The sequence below is a fragment of the Bradyrhizobium aeschynomenes genome, assembly GCF_013178945.1.
Taxonomy (GTDB): domain Bacteria; phylum Pseudomonadota; class Alphaproteobacteria; order Rhizobiales; family Xanthobacteraceae; genus Bradyrhizobium; species Bradyrhizobium aeschynomenes.
The window spans coordinates 73,602-89,887 of sequence record NZ_JABFDM010000004.1; the positions used below are offsets into that span (position 1 = coordinate 73,602).

16 protein-coding genes are annotated in these 16,286 nt (G+C 66.0%); 12 read left to right on the forward strand and 4 right to left on the reverse strand.

All coding sequences use genetic code 11. The features are described from left to right. Positions 1 to 34 precede the first annotated feature (34 nt). Positions 35 to 655, forward strand: coding sequence for a nucleotide exchange factor GrpE (grpE, locus tag HL666_RS13305; RefSeq protein ID WP_172113634.1), 621 nt, complete (start codon positions 35 to 37; stop codon positions 653 to 655). A 202-nt stretch (positions 656 to 857) separates the two neighbouring features. Then, positions 858 to 2,375: a hypothetical protein gene (locus tag HL666_RS13310; RefSeq protein WP_172132584.1), complete on the forward strand. Its 1,518-nt coding sequence runs from the start codon at positions 858 to 860 to the stop codon at positions 2,373 to 2,375. On the opposite strand, the gene HL666_RS13315 is transcribed toward HL666_RS13310, so the two are convergent. Next, entirely contained in the window at positions 2,376 to 2,975 is a 600-nt protein-coding gene (locus HL666_RS13315) for a class I SAM-dependent methyltransferase (RefSeq protein WP_172113632.1), read from the reverse strand. Beyond that, a complete protein-coding gene (locus HL666_RS13320; RefSeq protein ID WP_246739909.1) occupies positions 2,972 to 4,057 on the reverse strand; it encodes a glycosyltransferase family 2 protein in 1,086 nt (361 codons plus the stop codon). The genes HL666_RS13315 and HL666_RS13320 overlap by 4 nt, the downstream gene beginning before the upstream one ends. 249 nt (positions 4,058 to 4,306) lie before the next feature. On the opposite strand from HL666_RS13320, the gene HL666_RS13325 reads away from it, so the two are divergent. Continuing rightward, complete coding sequence (locus tag HL666_RS13325; RefSeq protein ID WP_172132583.1) at positions 4,307 to 5,002, forward strand: class I SAM-dependent methyltransferase; 696 nt, start codon at positions 4,307 to 4,309, stop codon at positions 5,000 to 5,002. Between the two features lie 19 nt (positions 5,003 to 5,021). Here the strand turns inward: HL666_RS13325 and pncA are convergent, their stop codons facing one another. Then, positions 5,022 to 5,741, reverse strand: a complete 720-nt coding sequence (gene pncA, locus HL666_RS13330; protein ID WP_172181855.1) for a bifunctional nicotinamidase/pyrazinamidase — start codon at positions 5,739 to 5,741, stop codon at positions 5,022 to 5,024. Positions 5,742 to 5,925: 184 nt separating this feature from the next. Between pncA and HL666_RS13335 the strand changes: the two genes are divergently transcribed. Continuing rightward, the gene (locus HL666_RS13335; protein ID WP_172132582.1) at positions 5,926 to 7,452 is read left to right on the forward strand and encodes a hypothetical protein; all 1,527 of its coding nucleotides are present in this window, start codon (positions 5,926 to 5,928) and stop codon (positions 7,450 to 7,452) included. A gap of 14 nt (positions 7,453 to 7,466) precedes the next feature. Here HL666_RS13335 and HL666_RS13340 read toward each other — a convergent pair whose 3' ends face one another. After that, the gene (locus HL666_RS13340; protein WP_172132581.1) at positions 7,467 to 8,402 is read right to left on the reverse strand and encodes a hypothetical protein; all 936 of its coding nucleotides are present in this window, start codon (positions 8,400 to 8,402) and stop codon (positions 7,467 to 7,469) included. Between the two features lie 521 nt (positions 8,403 to 8,923). Here HL666_RS13340 and dnaK point away from each other — a divergent pair. The 8 genes from dnaK (at position 8,924) to HL666_RS13380 (ending at position 16,169) form a co-directional block, all read left to right on the forward strand. Then, positions 8,924 to 10,819 (forward strand): molecular chaperone DnaK, encoded by a 1,896-nt coding sequence (gene dnaK, locus HL666_RS13345; RefSeq protein ID WP_172113627.1) that lies wholly within the window; start codon positions 8,924 to 8,926, stop codon positions 10,817 to 10,819. 142 nt (positions 10,820 to 10,961) lie between these two features. Beyond that, the gene (gene dnaJ, locus HL666_RS13350) at positions 10,962 to 12,092 is read left to right on the forward strand and encodes a molecular chaperone DnaJ (protein ID WP_172113626.1); all 1,131 of its coding nucleotides are present in this window, start codon (positions 10,962 to 10,964) and stop codon (positions 12,090 to 12,092) included. Between the two features lie 228 nt (positions 12,093 to 12,320). Beyond that, positions 12,321 to 12,923, forward strand: a complete 603-nt coding sequence (locus HL666_RS13355; protein ID WP_172113625.1) for a class I SAM-dependent methyltransferase — start codon at positions 12,321 to 12,323, stop codon at positions 12,921 to 12,923. A 45-nt stretch (positions 12,924 to 12,968) separates the two neighbouring features. Further along, a complete protein-coding gene (locus tag HL666_RS13360; RefSeq protein ID WP_172113624.1) occupies positions 12,969 to 13,547 on the forward strand; it encodes an NADPH-dependent FMN reductase in 579 nt (192 codons plus the stop codon). Between the two features lie 6 nt (positions 13,548 to 13,553). After that, positions 13,554 to 14,285, forward strand: a complete 732-nt coding sequence (gene pyrF, locus HL666_RS13365; protein ID WP_172132580.1) for an orotidine-5'-phosphate decarboxylase — start codon at positions 13,554 to 13,556, stop codon at positions 14,283 to 14,285. A gap of 33 nt (positions 14,286 to 14,318) precedes the next feature. Then, positions 14,319 to 14,621, forward strand: a complete 303-nt coding sequence (locus HL666_RS13370) for a DUF1330 domain-containing protein (RefSeq protein WP_172113622.1) — start codon at positions 14,319 to 14,321, stop codon at positions 14,619 to 14,621. Positions 14,622 to 14,702: 81 nt separating this feature from the next. Further along, positions 14,703 to 15,521, forward strand: a complete 819-nt coding sequence (dapB, locus tag HL666_RS13375) for a 4-hydroxy-tetrahydrodipicolinate reductase (protein ID WP_172113621.1) — start codon at positions 14,703 to 14,705, stop codon at positions 15,519 to 15,521. A 24-nt stretch (positions 15,522 to 15,545) separates the two neighbouring features. Next, entirely contained in the window at positions 15,546 to 16,169 is a 624-nt protein-coding gene (locus tag HL666_RS13380) for a 2,3-bisphosphoglycerate-dependent phosphoglycerate mutase (RefSeq protein ID WP_172132578.1), read from the forward strand. Positions 16,170 to 16,286: the final 117 nt, after the last annotated feature.

A 16,286-nucleotide genomic window follows, 5' to 3' on the forward strand; every position in this document is an offset into this window, starting at 1 on the left:
CCCAAACCCGTCAGCCGAACTTGCGAGTCTGTCAATGACCGATCCCGACCTGCACAAGAACGATCCGGAAAACCCGGCGCAGGCCAGCGAACCCGTGGTCTCCAAACCTTACATCATGCCTGACGACCCCGAGACCGGCTCAGCGGAGGCTCTCGCCAAGGAGGCCGCCGAAGCACGCGACAGGATGCTGCGCACGCTGGCCGAGATGGAGAACCTGCGCAAGCGCACCGCCCGCGAGGTCGCGGACGCGCGGATGTACGGCATCACCGGCTTCGCGCGCGACGTGCTCGACATCGCCGACAATCTGCAGCGCGCGCTCGATGCCGTGCCGGCGGAAACGCGGGACAATGCCGATCCCGGCCTGAAGTCGCTGATCGAGGGCGTCGAGCTCACCGAGCGCTCGCTGCTCAACACGCTGGAGAAGAACGGCGTCAAGAAGTTCGATCCGACGGGGCAGAAGTTCGATCCCAACTTCCAGCAGGCGATGTACGAGGTCCCGGATGCGTCGGTGCCGTCGGGCACCGTGGTGCAGGTCGTGCAGGCCGGATTCATGATCGGCGAGCGCGTGCTGCGCCCGGCGCTGGTCGGCGTCTCCAAGGGCGGCGCCAAGGCGGCGCCGGCGGCCGGCAACGACCAGTCGAACAGCGCGGCCTGAGGCGGGCGCTGCTGCGGTTTTGACGCCCAGCTTCATTTGAAGACGAGAGGCGCCGATCCGGAATCGGATGCGGCGCCTCAATGCCGTCTGACTTGGCATGTGTCGGCGTTGCCGCCGCCACCAGACAGATCCCCGGCACCGGCAAATTGCGCCTTAACCAACCTCCGCTAGCGTCAGGCCGACTCTCGCAGAGGACCGTTCCATGAGCTCCCAGTTCGAAGCTGTGACGCGCCAGTCGCTGGCTCCGCCGGCGCGTGAGCGGCTGGCCATGACGCCGTGGCTGATGATCGGCGCCGTGTTCATCATCGCCATCCTGCTGCGCCAGGTCGTTCCGTTGAATACCGACGTCAGCTGGCTGTTGGTGGTCGGCGAGCGCATGCTGGACGGCCAGAAGCTTTATCGCGACATCATCGAGATCAATCCGCCGATGGCGGCGTTCGCCTATCTGCCGGGCGTCGCGCTGGGGCGCCTGCTGCATGTCGATCCGCGTCATGTCATCGACGCGCAGCTGCTGTTGCTGGCGGCCGGCTCGCTCTACGTCACCTCACGCATCATCCGGCTGTCGCAATCATCGGCCGCCCTGGGCTGGGGGCCGTTTGCGATCTGGGCCGCGGCCGTCCTGACGATCCTGCCGATGCACGTGTTCGGCCAGCGTGAGCATATCGCCACGCTCACCTTCCTGCCGGGGCTCGCGGTGTATGCGTTGCGCAGCGAGCGCGAGCCCGTGCCGGCCTGGGCGGTCATCGTTGCCGGAATCGGGGTCGGTATCACGCTCGCCTTCAAACCATTCTTCACGTTCCCCGCCCTGTTCTGCATTCTGGCGGGTGTCGTCCGTTCCCGCGCATGGCTTCAGACGTTCGCCCCCGAGAACATCATCGCCGGCATGATCGTGTCGGCCGTCAGTCTCGGCACCTACCTGCTTTATCCCGAGTACTTCACCGTCACCTATCCGCTGGTGCGCGACACCTATCTGTCGTGGTCGATGTCGCCGTCCGTCATCTTCCTGAACATGGCGACGCTTCTCCTCGTTGTCGCGCTCGCGACCGTCGCGTTGACGCGGCGGAGCGGCAGGCTCGGCGGGCCGTTGCTCGCCTTGATTCTCGCCTCCCTCGGATTTGCGATCTCGTTCTTTCTGCAGCGTCGCGGCTGGCCGTATCATTCCTATCCGATGGTCGCGATCGCCATGCTCACGATGGGCTACGCCGTGCTGACGGACACTGACGCCACCTCGCAGCCGCGCCGCTTCGGCGCAGCGACGGCCGTGATTCTGATCGCGGCCTTTGCCCTCGGTCTGCAATGGTTCAACACGAGAATCTATGTCGGTCCATTGCCGGAGGCGCTCGCCAAGCTCAAGCCGCATCCGCGCCTGCTGGTGCTGAGCGGCGAGGCGGCGATCGGTCATCCGCTGGTGCGGGACATCCGCGGCGCCTGGGTGTCGCGGCAGGAGAATCTGTGGATTCGCGAGTTCGTCCGGCTGACGCGCGAGCGGACGTCGGTGGACGCGGTGACCGACGCCCGACTGAACGCGTATCTGGCGCTGGAGCGGAATTGGCTGGTCGAGGACTTCAAGAACGGCAATCCCGACCTGGTGTTGGTCGACAATCTCAGGGGCGGCTGGGGCGATTGGGCGCGCGCCGATGCCGAACTGCCGGAGCTGCTCAAGTCGTATCGGCTGGTCGGAACGGTCGAGGGTGTCGACATCCTCGAACGGGCGGAGTGATTATTTCTGCGCGACGCCGATCGCGAAGGTGTAGGGCACGCGTGAGTAGTTGTCCCTGATCTCGAGTTTCACGCGGGCGAAGGCGCTGCACAGCAGGTCGTAATAGCCGTCACGATCGCGGACGAAGTGGCCGCGATCGTTGTCGAGCAGCCATTTCGCGATCCGCGATTGCCCGTCGCGATAGCAGCCGTCGAGCGTGAACAGCACGCCATCGGCGGCGAGGACGTCGCGGATGTTGGCGAGCGTTGTCTTCAACTCGTCATCGGCGATGTGATGCAGCACGCCGTTCATCATCACGACATCGGCGCCGGCAAACTCCTGGGCCGCGGCCGCATCGAAATGCCGGCAATGGAACGTGCCGAGATGGCCGAAGGACCGCCGCGCATGCGCGATATAGGCCTCGTCGACGTCGAAGCCCGTATAGTCGATTCCGTCGGGAAGATGGCGCAGGATATAGCCGGGGCCGCAGCCGATATCGATGACACGCATGCCCGGACGCAGCGTCAGATAATCCCGGATCGCCTTCAGCCGCGCGCCGAAGAAGCCGCCGGCGTTCTGATAGGCCTGGTACAGCGCCGGATGCTTCAATAGCTCCTTCACGAGGAGGCCTCGTCATAGACCGAGCGGCGCAGCTCCGGCCCGGAATGCGCCAGCAAGGTGTTGAGCGGCGGGCTCTCGATCGTCTCCAGCGAATCGGTCGACAGCTGTGGCACGCGGCCGCGCCGATGAATCTGCGAGATCAGGAACAGCGGCCTGTTCTTGGACTGGATGTAGATCCGCCCGACATATTCGCCGATCAGGCCGAGCACCAGCAGCTGCACCGAGGAGATCATGACGACGAGCAGAGTCAAGCTGGTCCAACCGGGCACGGTGCCGGAGAAGATCCAGCTCATGATTGCGGCAATGCCGACGAAGGTCAGCCCGGTCGTCAGCAGCGCGCCGACATAGGTGGCGATCCGCAACGGCACCATCGAGAAGCTGACCAGCGCATCGGCGGCGAAGCTGATCATCTTCAGCAGTGGATATTTGGTGCTGCCGGCGAAGCGCGGCTTGCGGTCATATTCGTAGGCCACCTGCTTGTAGCCGAGCCAGGCCACCATGCCGCGGATGAAGCGATCGTGCTCCGGCATCTGCACGAGCTGGTCCGAGATGCGCCGGCTCATCAGCCGGAAATCGCCGGTGTCGACGGGAATGTGGACGCGGGTGATCTTCGCGAGCAGGCGGTAGAAGGCCTCGGCCGACCATTTCTTGAAACGGGTCTCGCCGGCGCGGCTGCGGCGCTGGCCATAGACGACGTCGGCGCCTTCGCGCGCCATCATCTCGTACATCGGCGTCAGCAGCTCGGGCGGATCCTGCAGGTCGGCGTCGATCACCAGCACCAGGTCGCCGCGCACGGTGGAGAGCCCTGCGGTCAGCGCCAATTGGTGGCCGTGGTTGCGCGCCAGCTTGACGGCGACGACGTTGCGATCCTCGGCGAGCAGGGCGTTGATCACCTGCCAGGTCTTGTCGGTGGAGCCGTCGTCCACCAGGATCAGCTCGAACCGGTTGCCGCACAGCGCCCGCGCGGCCGCCGTCATCTGGCGGTGAAACTCGCGCAGGCCCTCCTCCTCGTTGTAGCAGGGCACAACGATCGAGACGAACATCTTGCCGGGGCGCGGCATCTCGTCCTGCGCGTCTGACAAATTTGAGGGCCTCATACTACCGGAAAGGACAGCTTGGCGGCATGTCGCGATCGTTGATGACGACGCGTTAATTGTTCACGAAATTAGCTAGCAGCGCGCGCAATCTACGTAGTACTTCGGAGTACGGGCGACTTGTTGATCCGCGCAATGGCAGCCTGGAGTTAAACATTGCCGGCTATACAGGACAGGACGGTATTGGGCTGGCGCCTGCCTTCTTCGAGCACCGCTTCAGGCGCAGCAGTGTGGACGATGGACAAAGCTGAATTCGACCGCTTCGCTGACGCGTATGACCAACAGCATCGTGCGAATATCGCGATCACTGGCGAGGATCCGGCGTATTTCGCCGAGTACAAGATTCGGCTGCTCGAGCAGATCACCGATCGCGATCGGCTGCAGGTGTCGCAGATCTACGATTTCGGCGCGGGCATCGGCAATTCGATTCCGTTCTTCCGGCGGTACTTTCCAGAGGCGATGCTGACTTCGTCAGACGTTTCGGAGCGAAGCCTCGCGCTCGCGCGGCAGCGTCATCCCGGCAGCGGCGAAACCCTGCTGATCGAGAACGACCGCATCCCCTGCGAGTCCGATCGTTTCGACGTGGTGTTCTCGGCCTGCGTGTTCCACCACATCCCTCACGAGGAGCACGTGGCCTGGCTGCGCGAGCTGCACCGGATCACGCGCCCGGGCGGCCTGATCGCGGTGTTCGAGCACAATCCGCTCAATCCGCTGACGGTCCACGCCGTCAACACCTGCCCGTTCGACGAGAACGCCAAGCTGATCTTCGCGCGCCAGCTGTCGAGATCGTTGCAGGCCGCGGGCTGGAGCTCGCCGCAGATCCAGTACAGCCTGTTCTTCCCGCGGGCGCTGGCGCGGCTGCGGCCGCTCGAGGACATGCTCGGCTGGCTGCCGCTCGGGGCTCAATACGCCGCGCTGGCGCGCAAATCCTGATCTCCAGAGCTGCCGCCGTTCATGCAGCAATGTCCCCGGAGGTGATCCGCTTCACACCGGCCGCCGCCATGTCGGTCCAGGCTTTGGCCAGCGAGCCCTGGGTGTCGATGCCGCGGCAGGCGTCCTCGATCACGTAGGTGTCGAGCCCCGCCTTGCGCGCGTCGAGCGCGGTCCAGGCGACGCAGAAATCGGTCGCCAGTCCGGCCACGAACACTTTGCTGATGCCGCGCGCCTTGAGATAGGCCGCGAGCCCCGTGCTGGTCTTCCCGTCCGCCTCGGTGAACGCCGAGTAGCTGTCGACGTCCTTGTGGAAGCCCTTGCGCAGAATCAGCTCGGCCTGCGGGATCGCGAGATCCTTGGACAGCGCCGCGCCGTCGGTGCCCTGCACGCAATGATCCGGCCACAGCACCTGCTTGCCATAGGCCAGGTCGATCAGCTCGAACGGCTTCTTGCCGGGGTGGCTGGAGGCGAACGAGACATGCGCCGGCGTGTGCCAATCCTGCGTCAGAACCACATGGCTGAACGCCTTCGCGATCCTGTTGACGACGGGCACGACCTGCTCGCCGTCTTTCACCGCGAGGCTGCCGCCCGGAAGGAAGCAGTTCTGCACGTCGATCACGAGCAGCGCCGAGGTGTCGTCGGGCTTGATCGACGCGGCTGCGCAAGCTTGCTCGGCGATCGATGCCGCAAAGGCCGAGCTGCCGAGCAGCCGGAGAATCTGCCGTCGGTTCATTCTCATCCTCCCGGGGGTGGAGGCAGCTCGAACGGACACGTGTCCATCGGACTTGCCGGATCTCTCTCGTCGCCGCAAGGAACCGCATTTAGTTACCAATCTTAAACCCAAGATTGTCACGGGTGAAAGCAGCAATTCGTTAAAGGTGCATGGGTACGGTCCGTAAATCTACGGGTAGGGGACCGGTACCATGACCACGAATCTCGATGCGGACGGCGGTCAACTGCAGCCGCTGCACAACGCCACGCTGCGATGGCTGGCGTTGCCGGTCTGGGCACCCCTGCTGCTGCTGTTCGCTGCCGGCATCCTGATGCGGCATCTGGTGGCCTCGAACACGGATGTGAGCTGGCTGCTGATCGCAGGCGAGCGCTGGCTCGACGGCCAGCGGCTGTATTCGGAGATCATGGAGACCAATCCGCCGATGGCGGTGCTGGTCTATGTCCCGGCGATCCTGATCGCGCGTGGCATTGGCGTGCCCGCGGAGCTGGTGCTCGACGTCCTGCTGTTCGTGGCCATCGCGTCGTCGCTCGCCGTGAGCATGCTCATCCTGCGCGACTCCGCGGCGTTGGCGCCCCGCCAGCGATGGCCGCTGGCGCTGATTACGCTCGCCGTTCTTGCCGTGCTGCCCGCCCAGTGCTTCGGGCAGCGCGAGCACATCGCGGTGATCGAGCTCGTGCCGGCGCTTGCGATGCTGGCGCTGCGGATCAACCGCGAGACACCGCCATTCTGGGCAAGCGCGGTTGCCGGCGCCGGGCTTGGACTGGCGCTCTGCTTCAAGCCGCATTTCGCGTTGGCCATGCTGTGCGTGCTCGGCGTCGTGGCGGTGCATCTGAGATCGGCGCGCCTGCTGCTCGCGCCGGAGAACCTCATCGCGGCGCTGCTGGTGTCAGTCTACAGCCTGTGCACCGTGCTGTTGTTTCCGGAATTCTTCAGCGACATGTGGCCGGTTCTTCGCGACGTCTATTCGATCGGCCTGCCGCTGCCGACCATGATTGCGAAGCCGGCCATCCTGCTCTATGCGCTCACCCTGGTCGCGACGCTACTGCTGAAGCGGAGCAGCGGCGTGACGCCGACCTTGATGTTGCTGCTCAGCGCCTCGGCCGCGTTTCTCATGGTCTATCTTCTGCAGCGCAAGGGCTGGCCCTACCATTCCTATCCGATGCTGGCCTTTGCCTTGCTCGGTTTCTTCTACGCCGTCACCGCCGCCCCTTCGGTCCAGACTGGCGCCCCGGCGCAGCGGGGCCTGGCCACATGGGTGGTCGGCGCGGCGCTGCTGGTGCCGGCGCTGGTCTGGTTCAACCGCGCCCTCGACGCGCGCTTTCTGCAGCCGGCGATCGCCCGTCTCGGCATCGCGCATCCGACCATCATGGTGGTGTCCGGCGATCCCGGCATTCCCCATCCGCTGACACGCGCCGTCGGCGGCGTGTGGGCCTCGCGCGAGCAGTGCCTGCTGGCGTCGAGCTATGAGGAATTCGCCCGCGACAGCGGAGCCGACGCGCACGTGCTGGCGCGGCTCGATCCGTACACGGAACGCGAACGCCGCTGGCTCGCCGACGATATCAGGCGGTCGCGGCCGTCGATCGTCCTGGTCGACAATCTGACCGGCGACTGGGGGCAATGGCTTCACGCCAGCCCCGAGCTCGATCGCCTCATGCAGAGCTATCGCCGCACCGAAACGGTGCAGGACATCGATATCTATGTCCGCGAGCCTGAGTGAGCCTCGGCCGTGCGCTAGCCTCTTGGCTGGATCCCGTCCCGGACCGCGCGGAAGCGCGGGAAGGCCGCCGACCACTGGTCGCGCGGCGCGCTGCCGATGATCCGCAGCGTGTTCGGGCCGCCGAAGCGCAACCACTGCACGACGGTGACCGGCGTATTGTCCTTGCCGCTGGTGGCGTCGATCCGCGTTTCATAGGCCGGCAGGCCGTCGATGCGGATCGGCTCGGACATCGTGATGCGGGCATCGCGCACGCCGGGAATGGTCGTGACCGCCTGCTGCGCCACGCGCGCCCGGTCGCCCGCCTCGGGCGCCACGCCGGCGACCAGTCCGATCACCACGAACGGCGCCGCCTCGAAGCCCTTCTCCTCGTCGCCGTCCGCCAGGATCAGCGCGCCCGGTCCCAGGGTGCGGACCGTCTTGAAATTGGAGAGCTCGGTGACCTTGAACGGCATGATCGACAATTGCTCGTCGATCGGCACGTCCTTGCGGACCACCGCGGAGGCGAACATCTGGCGTACGGCGTCGTCGGTGTAGATCTTGCTCGCGGTCTCTGGAATCTGCACCGCCACATAGCCGGAGAAGCCGGTGCCGGGCAGGATCATCGAATAGCGCCGCACGGGGGTGGCGCCGTCACGACCGTTCTCCACGGTGTAGTAGGCGGTGCCCGCTGATGTCTCGATGCTTTCCGGCTTGATGCCGCCGGTGCCGGCCGGATTGGCGGTGAACGCATTCTTGACCTCGCCATATGCCCCGGCCGGCAATTCGGTCAGCAGGACCTTGACGCTCTGATCCTCGGTCTCGAAGCCGGAGAAGGTCTTGGCCTTGCTGAGCCCGACCAGCGGTGCGAGCCCGATGCGGACGCCGGGCGGGAAAATGGCATCCGCCGCCAGCGCCGGTCGCAGCAGGGAGATCGAGACCAGCGCCGCGGCGAGAAGTCGGGAGAACATCATGAGGAAGCTGCCTCGTTTCACAAACCAGTTCGACGGCCGTGATCGTCCCCGCGGTGGCCGTCCTCGGATGGGTGCCTTGTAGCGGGTTTACCGCGGCCGCAACAGGTCGATGGGTGCGACCAGAAGTTCCGCCGGCGGGGACGCGTTGAGGTCCATGGCGACGGAGCATTATGGCTTCGCTAAGCATGATCGAGGTTGCCAGCCGTACCCGAATGAGGGCGACTTTGCGGCCTGAGGGAGCGCTGATGGCGGGTCGGTCGCAGTCACGGCGCCGGCCATCTGGCCGCACCGCGCGCGACGCCGGCCGGAGTACTCCGACTCCCATTGCGGCTTTCACGGAGCGCCGAAAATTCCGCGGCTTTTCCGCGCTCGCGGGTCTCCTCCGGTCCTTGCGGGTGCCTCCCCCCCTCCTATATGACGCTCATCGTCGCAATATCGCGAGCATTTGATCTGAGGGGGTTTTGGATGGGGGCGCCGTCAGGGCCCCACCCAACCTGCCGCAAAAAGAAGGATATGAGACCATGGGAAAGGTCATCGGGATCGATCTCGGCACCACGAATTCGTGCGTGGCCGTCATGGACGGCAAATCGTCGAAAGTCATCGAGAACGCCGAGGGCATGCGGACCACGCCGTCGATCGTCGCGTTCAGTGACGATGGCGAGCGACTGGTCGGCCAGCCGGCCAAGCGCCAGGCCGTCACCAACCCCGAGCGCACCTTCTTCGCAGTGAAGCGCCTGATCGGCCGCCGCTACGACGACCCGATGGTCGAGAAGGACAAGAAGCTCGTCCCCTACAAGATCGTCAAGGCCGGCAACGGCGACGCCTGGGTCGAGGCCGACGGCAAGACCTATTCGCCCTCGCAGGTCTCCGCCTTCATCCTGCAGAAGATGAAGGAGACCGCGGAAGCCCATCTCGGCCAGAAGGTCGACCAGGCTGTCATCACCGTCCCCGCCTATTTCAACGACGCCCAGCGTCAGGCCACCAAGGACGCCGGCAAGATCGCCGGCCTCGAAGTGCTGCGCATCATCAACGAGCCGACCGCGGCTGCGCTGGCCTACGGTCTCGACAAGACCAAGGCCGGCACCATCGCGGTGTACGACCTCGGCGGCGGCACCTTCGACGTCTCGATCCTGGAGATCGGCGACGGCGTGTTCGAGGTGAAGTCGACCAATGGCGACACCTTCCTCGGCGGTGAAGACTTCGACATGCGTCTGGTCAGCTACCTCGCCGACGAATTCCAGAAGGAGCAGGGCATCAACCTGCGCAACGACAAGCTCGCTCTGCAGCGCCTCAAGGAAGCTGCCGAGAAGGCCAAGATCGAGCTGTCGTCGACCACGCAGACCGAGATCAACCTGCCCTTCATCACCGCGGACCAGTCCGGTCCGAAGCATCTGACGATGAAGCTGACCCGCGCCAAGTTCGAGGCGCTGGTGGCCGACCTCGTCGAGAAGACCATCGAGCCGTGCCGCAAGGCGCTGAAGGATGCCGGCCTGACCGCCGGGGAGATCGGCGAAGTGGTGCTGGTCGGCGGCATGACCCGCATGCCGAAGATCCAGGAGATGGTGAAGCAGTTCTTCGGCAAGGAGCCGCACAAGGGCGTCAACCCCGACGAGGTGGTGGCGATCGGTGCGGCCATTCAGGCCGGCGTGCTGCAGGGCGACGTCAAGGACGTGCTGCTGCTCGACGTGACCCCGCTGTCGCTGGGCATCGAGACCTTGGGCGGCGTGTTCACCCGCATCATCGACCGCAACACCACGATCCCGACCAAGAAGAGCCAGGTGTTCTCGACCGCCGAAGACAATCAGAACGCGGTCACCATCCGGGTCTTCCAGGGTGAGCGCGAGATGGCGGCCGACAACAAGATGCTCGGCCAGTTCGACCTGATGGGCATTCCGCCGTCGCCGCGCGGCATGCCGCAGATCGAGGTGACGTTCGACATCGACGCCAACGGCATCGTCAACGTCTCGGCCAAGGACAAGGCGACAGGCAAGGAGCAGCAGATCCGCATCCAGGCCTCGGGCGGTCTGTCGGAAGCCGACATCGACAAGATGGTCAAGGACGCGGAAGCCAATGCCGCCGCGGACAAGAAGCGCCGCGAGGCAGTCGACGCCAAGAACCATGCCGACGCGCTGGTGCACTCCACCGAGAAGGCGCTCGCCGAGCATGGCTCGAAGGTCGCCGAGAGCGAGCGTCGCGCCATCGAGGATGCCGTCAGCGATCTGAAGGAAGCGCTGAAGGGCGACGACGCCGAAGCGATCAAGGCCAAGACCAACACCCTGGCCCAGGCGTCGATGAAGCTCGGCGAGGCGATGTACAAGCAGCAGGCCGAGAGCGACGCGGCCCGCGATGCTGCCAAGGATGACGTCGTCGACGCGGAGTTCACCGAGGTCGACGACGACAAGAAGAAATCTGCTTAAGCGACGGTAGAGGCTGACAGCCATGACCCCCATGCCAAAGAGCGCCGTGAGCGTCTCGTTGGATGGGGGTCATTTTCATTGAACTGGCGCGCGGATGCGCGCGAGCCGTTCAGGTCTGACGAAGTTCGGGCGGGTTTGATTGATGTCCACCAAGCGCTGCTATTACGAGACCCTGGAAGTCGAACGCGACGCCGACGAGACCAAGCTGAAGTCGGCCTTCCGCAAGCTGGCCATGAAATGGCACCCCGACAAGAATCCGGGCGATGCCTCCAGCGAGGTGAAGTTCAAGGAGATCAACGAGGCCTATGAGGTGCTGCGCGACGCCGACAAGCGCGCCGCCTATGACCGCTATGGCCACGCCGCGTTCGAGCAGGGCGCGGGCGGCGGTCCGCATGGCTTCGGCGCCGGCTTCGCGTCGTCGTTCTCCGACATCTTCGAGGACCTGTTCGGCATGGCCGGACAGCGTCGCGGCGGCACCGGCCGCGAGCGCGGTGCCGACCTGCGCTACAATATGGAGATCACGCTGGAGGAGGCCTTCCTCGGCAAGACCGCGCAGATCGAGATTCCGGTCTCGGTGACCTGCGAGTCCTGCTCCGGTACCGGTGCCAAGGCCGGCACCAAGCCGAAGACCTGCGCGATGTGCGGCGGCGCCGGCCGCGTCCGCCAGGCGCAGGGCTTCTTCACCCTGGAGCGGACTTGTCCGGGGTGCCACGGCCGCGGCCAGATGATCGAGGATCCCTGCCCGTCGTGCTCCGGCTCCGGCCGCGTCACGCGCGACCGTACGCTGTCGGTCAATATTCCCCAGGGCGTCGAGGACGGCACCCGCATCCGTCTCGCCGGCGAGGGCGAGGCGGGCCTGCGCGGCGGACCGCCCGGCGACCTCTACATCTTCCTGTCGCTGTCTCAGCACGAGTTCTTCCAGCGCGACGGTGCGGACCTGCATTGCCGCGTGCCGATCTCGATGGTGACGGCAGCGCTGGGCGGCGAGTTCGAGGTGCCGACCATCGACAACGGCAAGACCAAGGTGAAGATTCCCGCCGGCGCCCAGTCGGGCCGCCGCTTCCGGATCGCCGCCAAGGGCATGCCGGTGCTCCGCTCGCGCCAGACCGGCGACATGTATGTCCAGGTCGTCGTGGAGACGCCGCAGAACCTCACGAAGAAGCAGCAGGAGCTGCTGGCCGAGTTCGAGAAGCTGTCGTCCGGTGCCACCCAGCCGGAGGCCGCCGGCTTCTTTACCAAGGTCAAGGATTTCTTCGGCAAGGCGGCGAGCTGAGCCTTAGCGCGGCGGTCGGCCGGGATGTTGCCGAATGATCTCAGTTGCGGGATTTCACGGCCGTCTGCTGCTCTGCACAGCAAAAAAGACCAGATGCATCTGCCAGACTGCGGACCCAGCAGCCTTAATCGTGAGTTACGGTTCGGCTTGACCGCCCCGCCTGCGACCTATACGTCTTTGTGACTCTTTTCTGACATCGCCGTGAAAACGGTCCCGTCTGGTACTGAGATGCCCCTGCAAACGTCCGTGCGTGCGTCGAAAAAGCCTCTCCGTCTGGACGACGAAGTGCGCTTCCTCCGCTCATGGATCGAGAAGCCGCTGCACATGGGCGCCGTCATGCCGTCGGGACGGCTGCTGGCCCGGACCATGGCGCAGTATGTCGATCCTCATGGCACCGGTCCGGTCATCGAGCTCGGGCCCGGTACGGGTGCGATTACGGCCGCGCTGGTCGAGCGCGGCATTGACCAGAAGCGGCTCGTCCTCGTCGAATACAATCCGAGTTTCTGCGCGCTGCTGCGCGACCGCTACCCGCAGGCCAAGGTGGTGCAGGGTGACGCCTACCGTCTCCGCGACACGCTGTGGAACGTGCTGGGCGCGCCGGCCTCCGCCGTCGTCTCCGGCCTGCCGCTGGTGACCAAGCCGATGCTGACACGCATGAAGCTGGTCCGCGATGCGTTCGCGGCGATGTCGCCCAACGCGCCATTCGTGCAGTTCACCTATTCCGTCGTGCCGCCGATTCCGAAATCGCTGCCGGGCGTCACCACCCAGGCGTCCGAGCGCATCTGGATGAACCTTCCGCCGGCGCGCGTCTGGGTGTATCGCAAGCCCTGACCGGCAGCCGCGGCTCGTCGCGGCGGGTCGCTTCCCGGCCGTACGATGTCCGCGCTGAAAATCCTCGTCATTCCCGGATCGACCCGCGCCGGCTCGCACAATGCGAGGCTGGCCGCTGCCGCTGCCTATCGCTTCGTGCAGGCGGACGCCGACGTCACCCGCATCTCGCTGACCGACTTTCCGCTGCCGATCTACGAGGCCGATCTCGAGGCCGGATCCGGCGTGCCGCGCGCGGCCATCGATCTGAAACGGATGATCGACGCGCATGATGGCGTGCTGCTGGTGACGCCCGAATATAACGGCTCGGTGCCGCCGCTGCTCAGCAACGCCATCGCCTGGCTGTCGCGCGTCGACGAGCCGCCGGACGGCCGTGGCGCCGTGTTTCGCAACCGGCCCTTTGCGATCGCCGCGGCGTCCGAGAACCGCTTCGGTGGCGCCCGTGCACTCTCGGCCCTGCGGCTGATGCTGACGGCCTGCAACGCCACGGTGATCCCGAACCAGCTCGCGCTGGCCTTCGCCGACAACGCCTACAACGACATGGATCGGCTCAGGCTGCCGGCCGACGTCGACGCGCTCGATGCGCTGGTGCGGCAGCTGATCGAAACAGCGCAACAGACCACGTGAGGTGACATGCCGACCGAGATTGCTCCACGCGACCGCCTGATCGTGGCGCTCGACCTGCCCGGCGTGGCTGATGCCGAAGCCATGATCACGAGGCTCGGCGATCGCGTGACGTTCTACAAGATCGGCATGGAGCTGACCTATGCCGGCGGCCTCGGCCTCGCCGAGCGCCTCGCGGCTGATGGCAAGCACGTGTTCATGGACCTCAAGCTGCACGACATCCCGACCACGGTGGAGCGCGCGACCCGGCAGATCGCAAAGCTCGGCGCCCGCTTCCTCACCGTGCACGGCTTTTCGCAGAGCATGAAAGCCGCGCTCGCCGGCGCCGACGGCTCCAGCCTCGAGCTGCTCGCCGTCACCGTCATGACCTCCTACGACGATGCCGACCTCGCCGCCGCCGGCTATGCCATGGGCGTCAAGGAACTCGTCGCCAAGCGCGCCGTGCAGGCGAAGGAGATCGGCATCCATGGCCTGATCCTGTCGCCGGAGGAGACCCAGCTGGTGCGCCCGCTGGTCGGCCCTGACATGCAGCTGGTGACCCCGGGGATCCGCCCCGCAGGCTCGGACGTTGGCGACCAGAAGCGGATCATGACGCCGGCGCTCGCGATCGCCGGCGGCGCCGACCGCCTCGTCGTCGGCCGTCCCGTCACCGGTGCCGCCGATCCCGCTGCCGCTGCGGAGGCCATCGTCGCCGACATCGCCAGCGCCGTCGCGCTGGTCGGCAAGACCAATCGCTCGTAAGCAGAAACGCCCAACAACAAGGAGACCCCAGGGATGCCCAAGGCCTATTGGATCGCCCGCATCGACGTGCACAACATGGACGGCTACAAGGAGTACGTCGCGCAGAACGGCGCGGTGTTCCATCAGTACGGCGCCAAGTTCCTGGTCCGCGGCGGTCAGTACGAGACCCGCGAAGGCACCTCGCGCTCGCGCAACGTCGTGATCGAGTTCAAGGACTACGCCACCGCGCTCGCGTGCTACAATTCCCCGGAATACCAGCGCCTGGTCGCGATGCGCGCGCCGCATTCGCAAGGCGATCTGGTGATCATCGAGGGCTATGACGGCCCGCAGCCCTGAGCTGCGCCCGCGCAGCGGCAGCCTCGGTTGCCGCGGCCAACGGCCCCGGCTATAGCCCCTGACGGGGCGGAGGAACGCGAGATGTCGAAGATGCGCTTGATCGTTGCAGGAGCCGGCGGCCGCATGGGCCGGGCCCTGGTGCGTGCGATCGCCGACAGCGACGGCGCCGTGCTCGCCGGCGCGCTGGAGGCGCCGACCTCGGACTTGATCGGCAAGGACGCCGGCGTGCTCGCCGGCCTGCCGGCCAACGGAATCAAGCTTTCGGCCGATCTCTGGGCGATGTCGGCGGACGCCGACGGCATCCTCGATTTCACCGTGCCGGCCGCGACCATCGCCAATGTCGCCATCGCCGCCGAGCGCGGCCTCGTCCACGTCGTCGGCACCACCGGCCTGTCGTCGTCCGACGACGCCGTCATCAAGAGCGTCACCAAGCGCGCCATCGTCGTGCAGTCCGGCAACATGAGCCTCGGCGTCAATCTGCTGGCGGCCCTCGTCAGGCAGGTGGCGAAGTCGCTCGACACCGGCTTCGACATCGAGATCCTCGAGATGCACCACAAGCACAAGGTCGACGCGCCCTCCGGCACTGCGCTGATGCTGGGCCGCGCCGCCGCCGACGGCCGCGGCATCTCGCTGGAGGATCACTCCGCGCGCGGCCGCGACGGCATCACCGGCGCGCGCCGCTCTGGCGACATCGGCTTCGCCTCGCTGCGCGGCGGCACCGCGGCCGGCGATCACAGCGTCATCTTCGCCGGTCCGTCCGAGCGCCTCGTGCTGTCGCACCAGGCCGAGGACCGCATGATCTTCGCCCATGGCGCGCTGAAGGCGGCGCTGTGGGCGCATGGCAAGCCGCCGGGCTACTACACGATGGACGACGTGCTCGGCCTCAAGGATCTTTTCTAGTTCAACGTCGATGGAAGCGAACTGATGAGCGAACGTCTCCTGGTGCTGGTGCGCCACGGCCAGAGCGAGTGGAATCTGAAGAACCTGTTCACCGGCTGGAAGGATCCCGACCTCACCGAGCAGGGTGTCAGCGAGGCGAAGGACGCCGGCCGCAAGCTCAAGGCGCAAGGCCTGACCTTCGACGTCGCCTTCACCTCCGAGCTGACCCGCGCCCAGCACACCTTGAAGCTGATCCTCGACGAGCTCGGCCAGCCCGGCCTGCCGACGTCGAAGAACCTCGCGCTCAACGAGCGCGACTATGGCGACCTCTCCGGCCTCAACAAGGACGACGCCCGCGCCAAATGGGGCGAGGAGCAGGTCCACGTCTGGCGCCGCTCCTACGACGTCCCCCCGCCCGGCGGCGAAAGCCTCAAGGACACCCTCGCCCGCGCGCTGCCCTACTACGTCCAGGAGATCCTCCCCGGCGTCCTCCGCGGCCAGCGCACGTTGGTGGCGGCCCACGGCAACTCGCTCCGCGCCTTGATCATGGTGCTGGAGAAGCTGACCCCGGAAGGCATCCTGAAGCGCGAACTCGCCACCGGCGTGCCGATCATCTACCGCCTGAAGGCGGATTCGACGGTGGAGTCCAAGCTGGACCTGGCGGGCTGATCGACCGGATCGCACCACGCGAACTCATCAGCTAGCCCGTCATGCCCGGGCTTGACCCGGGCATCCATCCCCTTCGCCAGACTCTCTCCAAGATGATGGATGGCCGGGTCAGGTCCG

What these genes read in the sequence shown, in the direction of transcription:
- grpE (WP_172113634.1), top strand. Translation starts at nt 35, where the DNA reads ATGACCGATCCCGACCTGCACAAGAACGATCCGGAAAACCCGGCGCAG.
- HL666_RS13310 (WP_172132584.1), top strand. Translation starts at nt 858, where the DNA reads ATGAGCTCCCAGTTCGAAGCTGTGACGCGCCAGTCGCTGGCTCCGCCG.
- HL666_RS13325 (WP_172132583.1), top strand. Translation starts at nt 4,307, where the DNA reads ATGGACAAAGCTGAATTCGACCGCTTCGCTGACGCGTATGACCAACAG.
- pncA (WP_172181855.1), bottom strand. Translation starts at nt 5,741, where the DNA reads ATGAGAATGAACCGACGGCAGATTCTCCGGCTGCTCGGCAGCTCGGCC.
- HL666_RS13335 (WP_172132582.1), top strand. Translation starts at nt 5,926, where the DNA reads ATGACCACGAATCTCGATGCGGACGGCGGTCAACTGCAGCCGCTGCAC.
- HL666_RS13340 (WP_172132581.1), bottom strand. Translation starts at nt 8,402, where the DNA reads ATGATGTTCTCCCGACTTCTCGCCGCGGCGCTGGTCTCGATCTCCCTG.
- dnaK (WP_172113627.1), top strand. Translation starts at nt 8,924, where the DNA reads ATGGGAAAGGTCATCGGGATCGATCTCGGCACCACGAATTCGTGCGTG.
- dnaJ (WP_172113626.1), top strand. Translation starts at nt 10,962, where the DNA reads ATGTCCACCAAGCGCTGCTATTACGAGACCCTGGAAGTCGAACGCGAC.
- HL666_RS13355 (WP_172113625.1), top strand. Translation starts at nt 12,321, where the DNA reads ATGCCCCTGCAAACGTCCGTGCGTGCGTCGAAAAAGCCTCTCCGTCTG.
- HL666_RS13360 (WP_172113624.1), top strand. Translation starts at nt 12,969, where the DNA reads ATGTCCGCGCTGAAAATCCTCGTCATTCCCGGATCGACCCGCGCCGGC.
- pyrF (WP_172132580.1), top strand. Translation starts at nt 13,554, where the DNA reads ATGCCGACCGAGATTGCTCCACGCGACCGCCTGATCGTGGCGCTCGAC.
- HL666_RS13370 (WP_172113622.1), top strand. Translation starts at nt 14,319, where the DNA reads ATGCCCAAGGCCTATTGGATCGCCCGCATCGACGTGCACAACATGGAC.
- dapB (WP_172113621.1), top strand. Translation starts at nt 14,703, where the DNA reads ATGTCGAAGATGCGCTTGATCGTTGCAGGAGCCGGCGGCCGCATGGGC.
- HL666_RS13380 (WP_172132578.1), top strand. Translation starts at nt 15,546, where the DNA reads ATGAGCGAACGTCTCCTGGTGCTGGTGCGCCACGGCCAGAGCGAGTGG.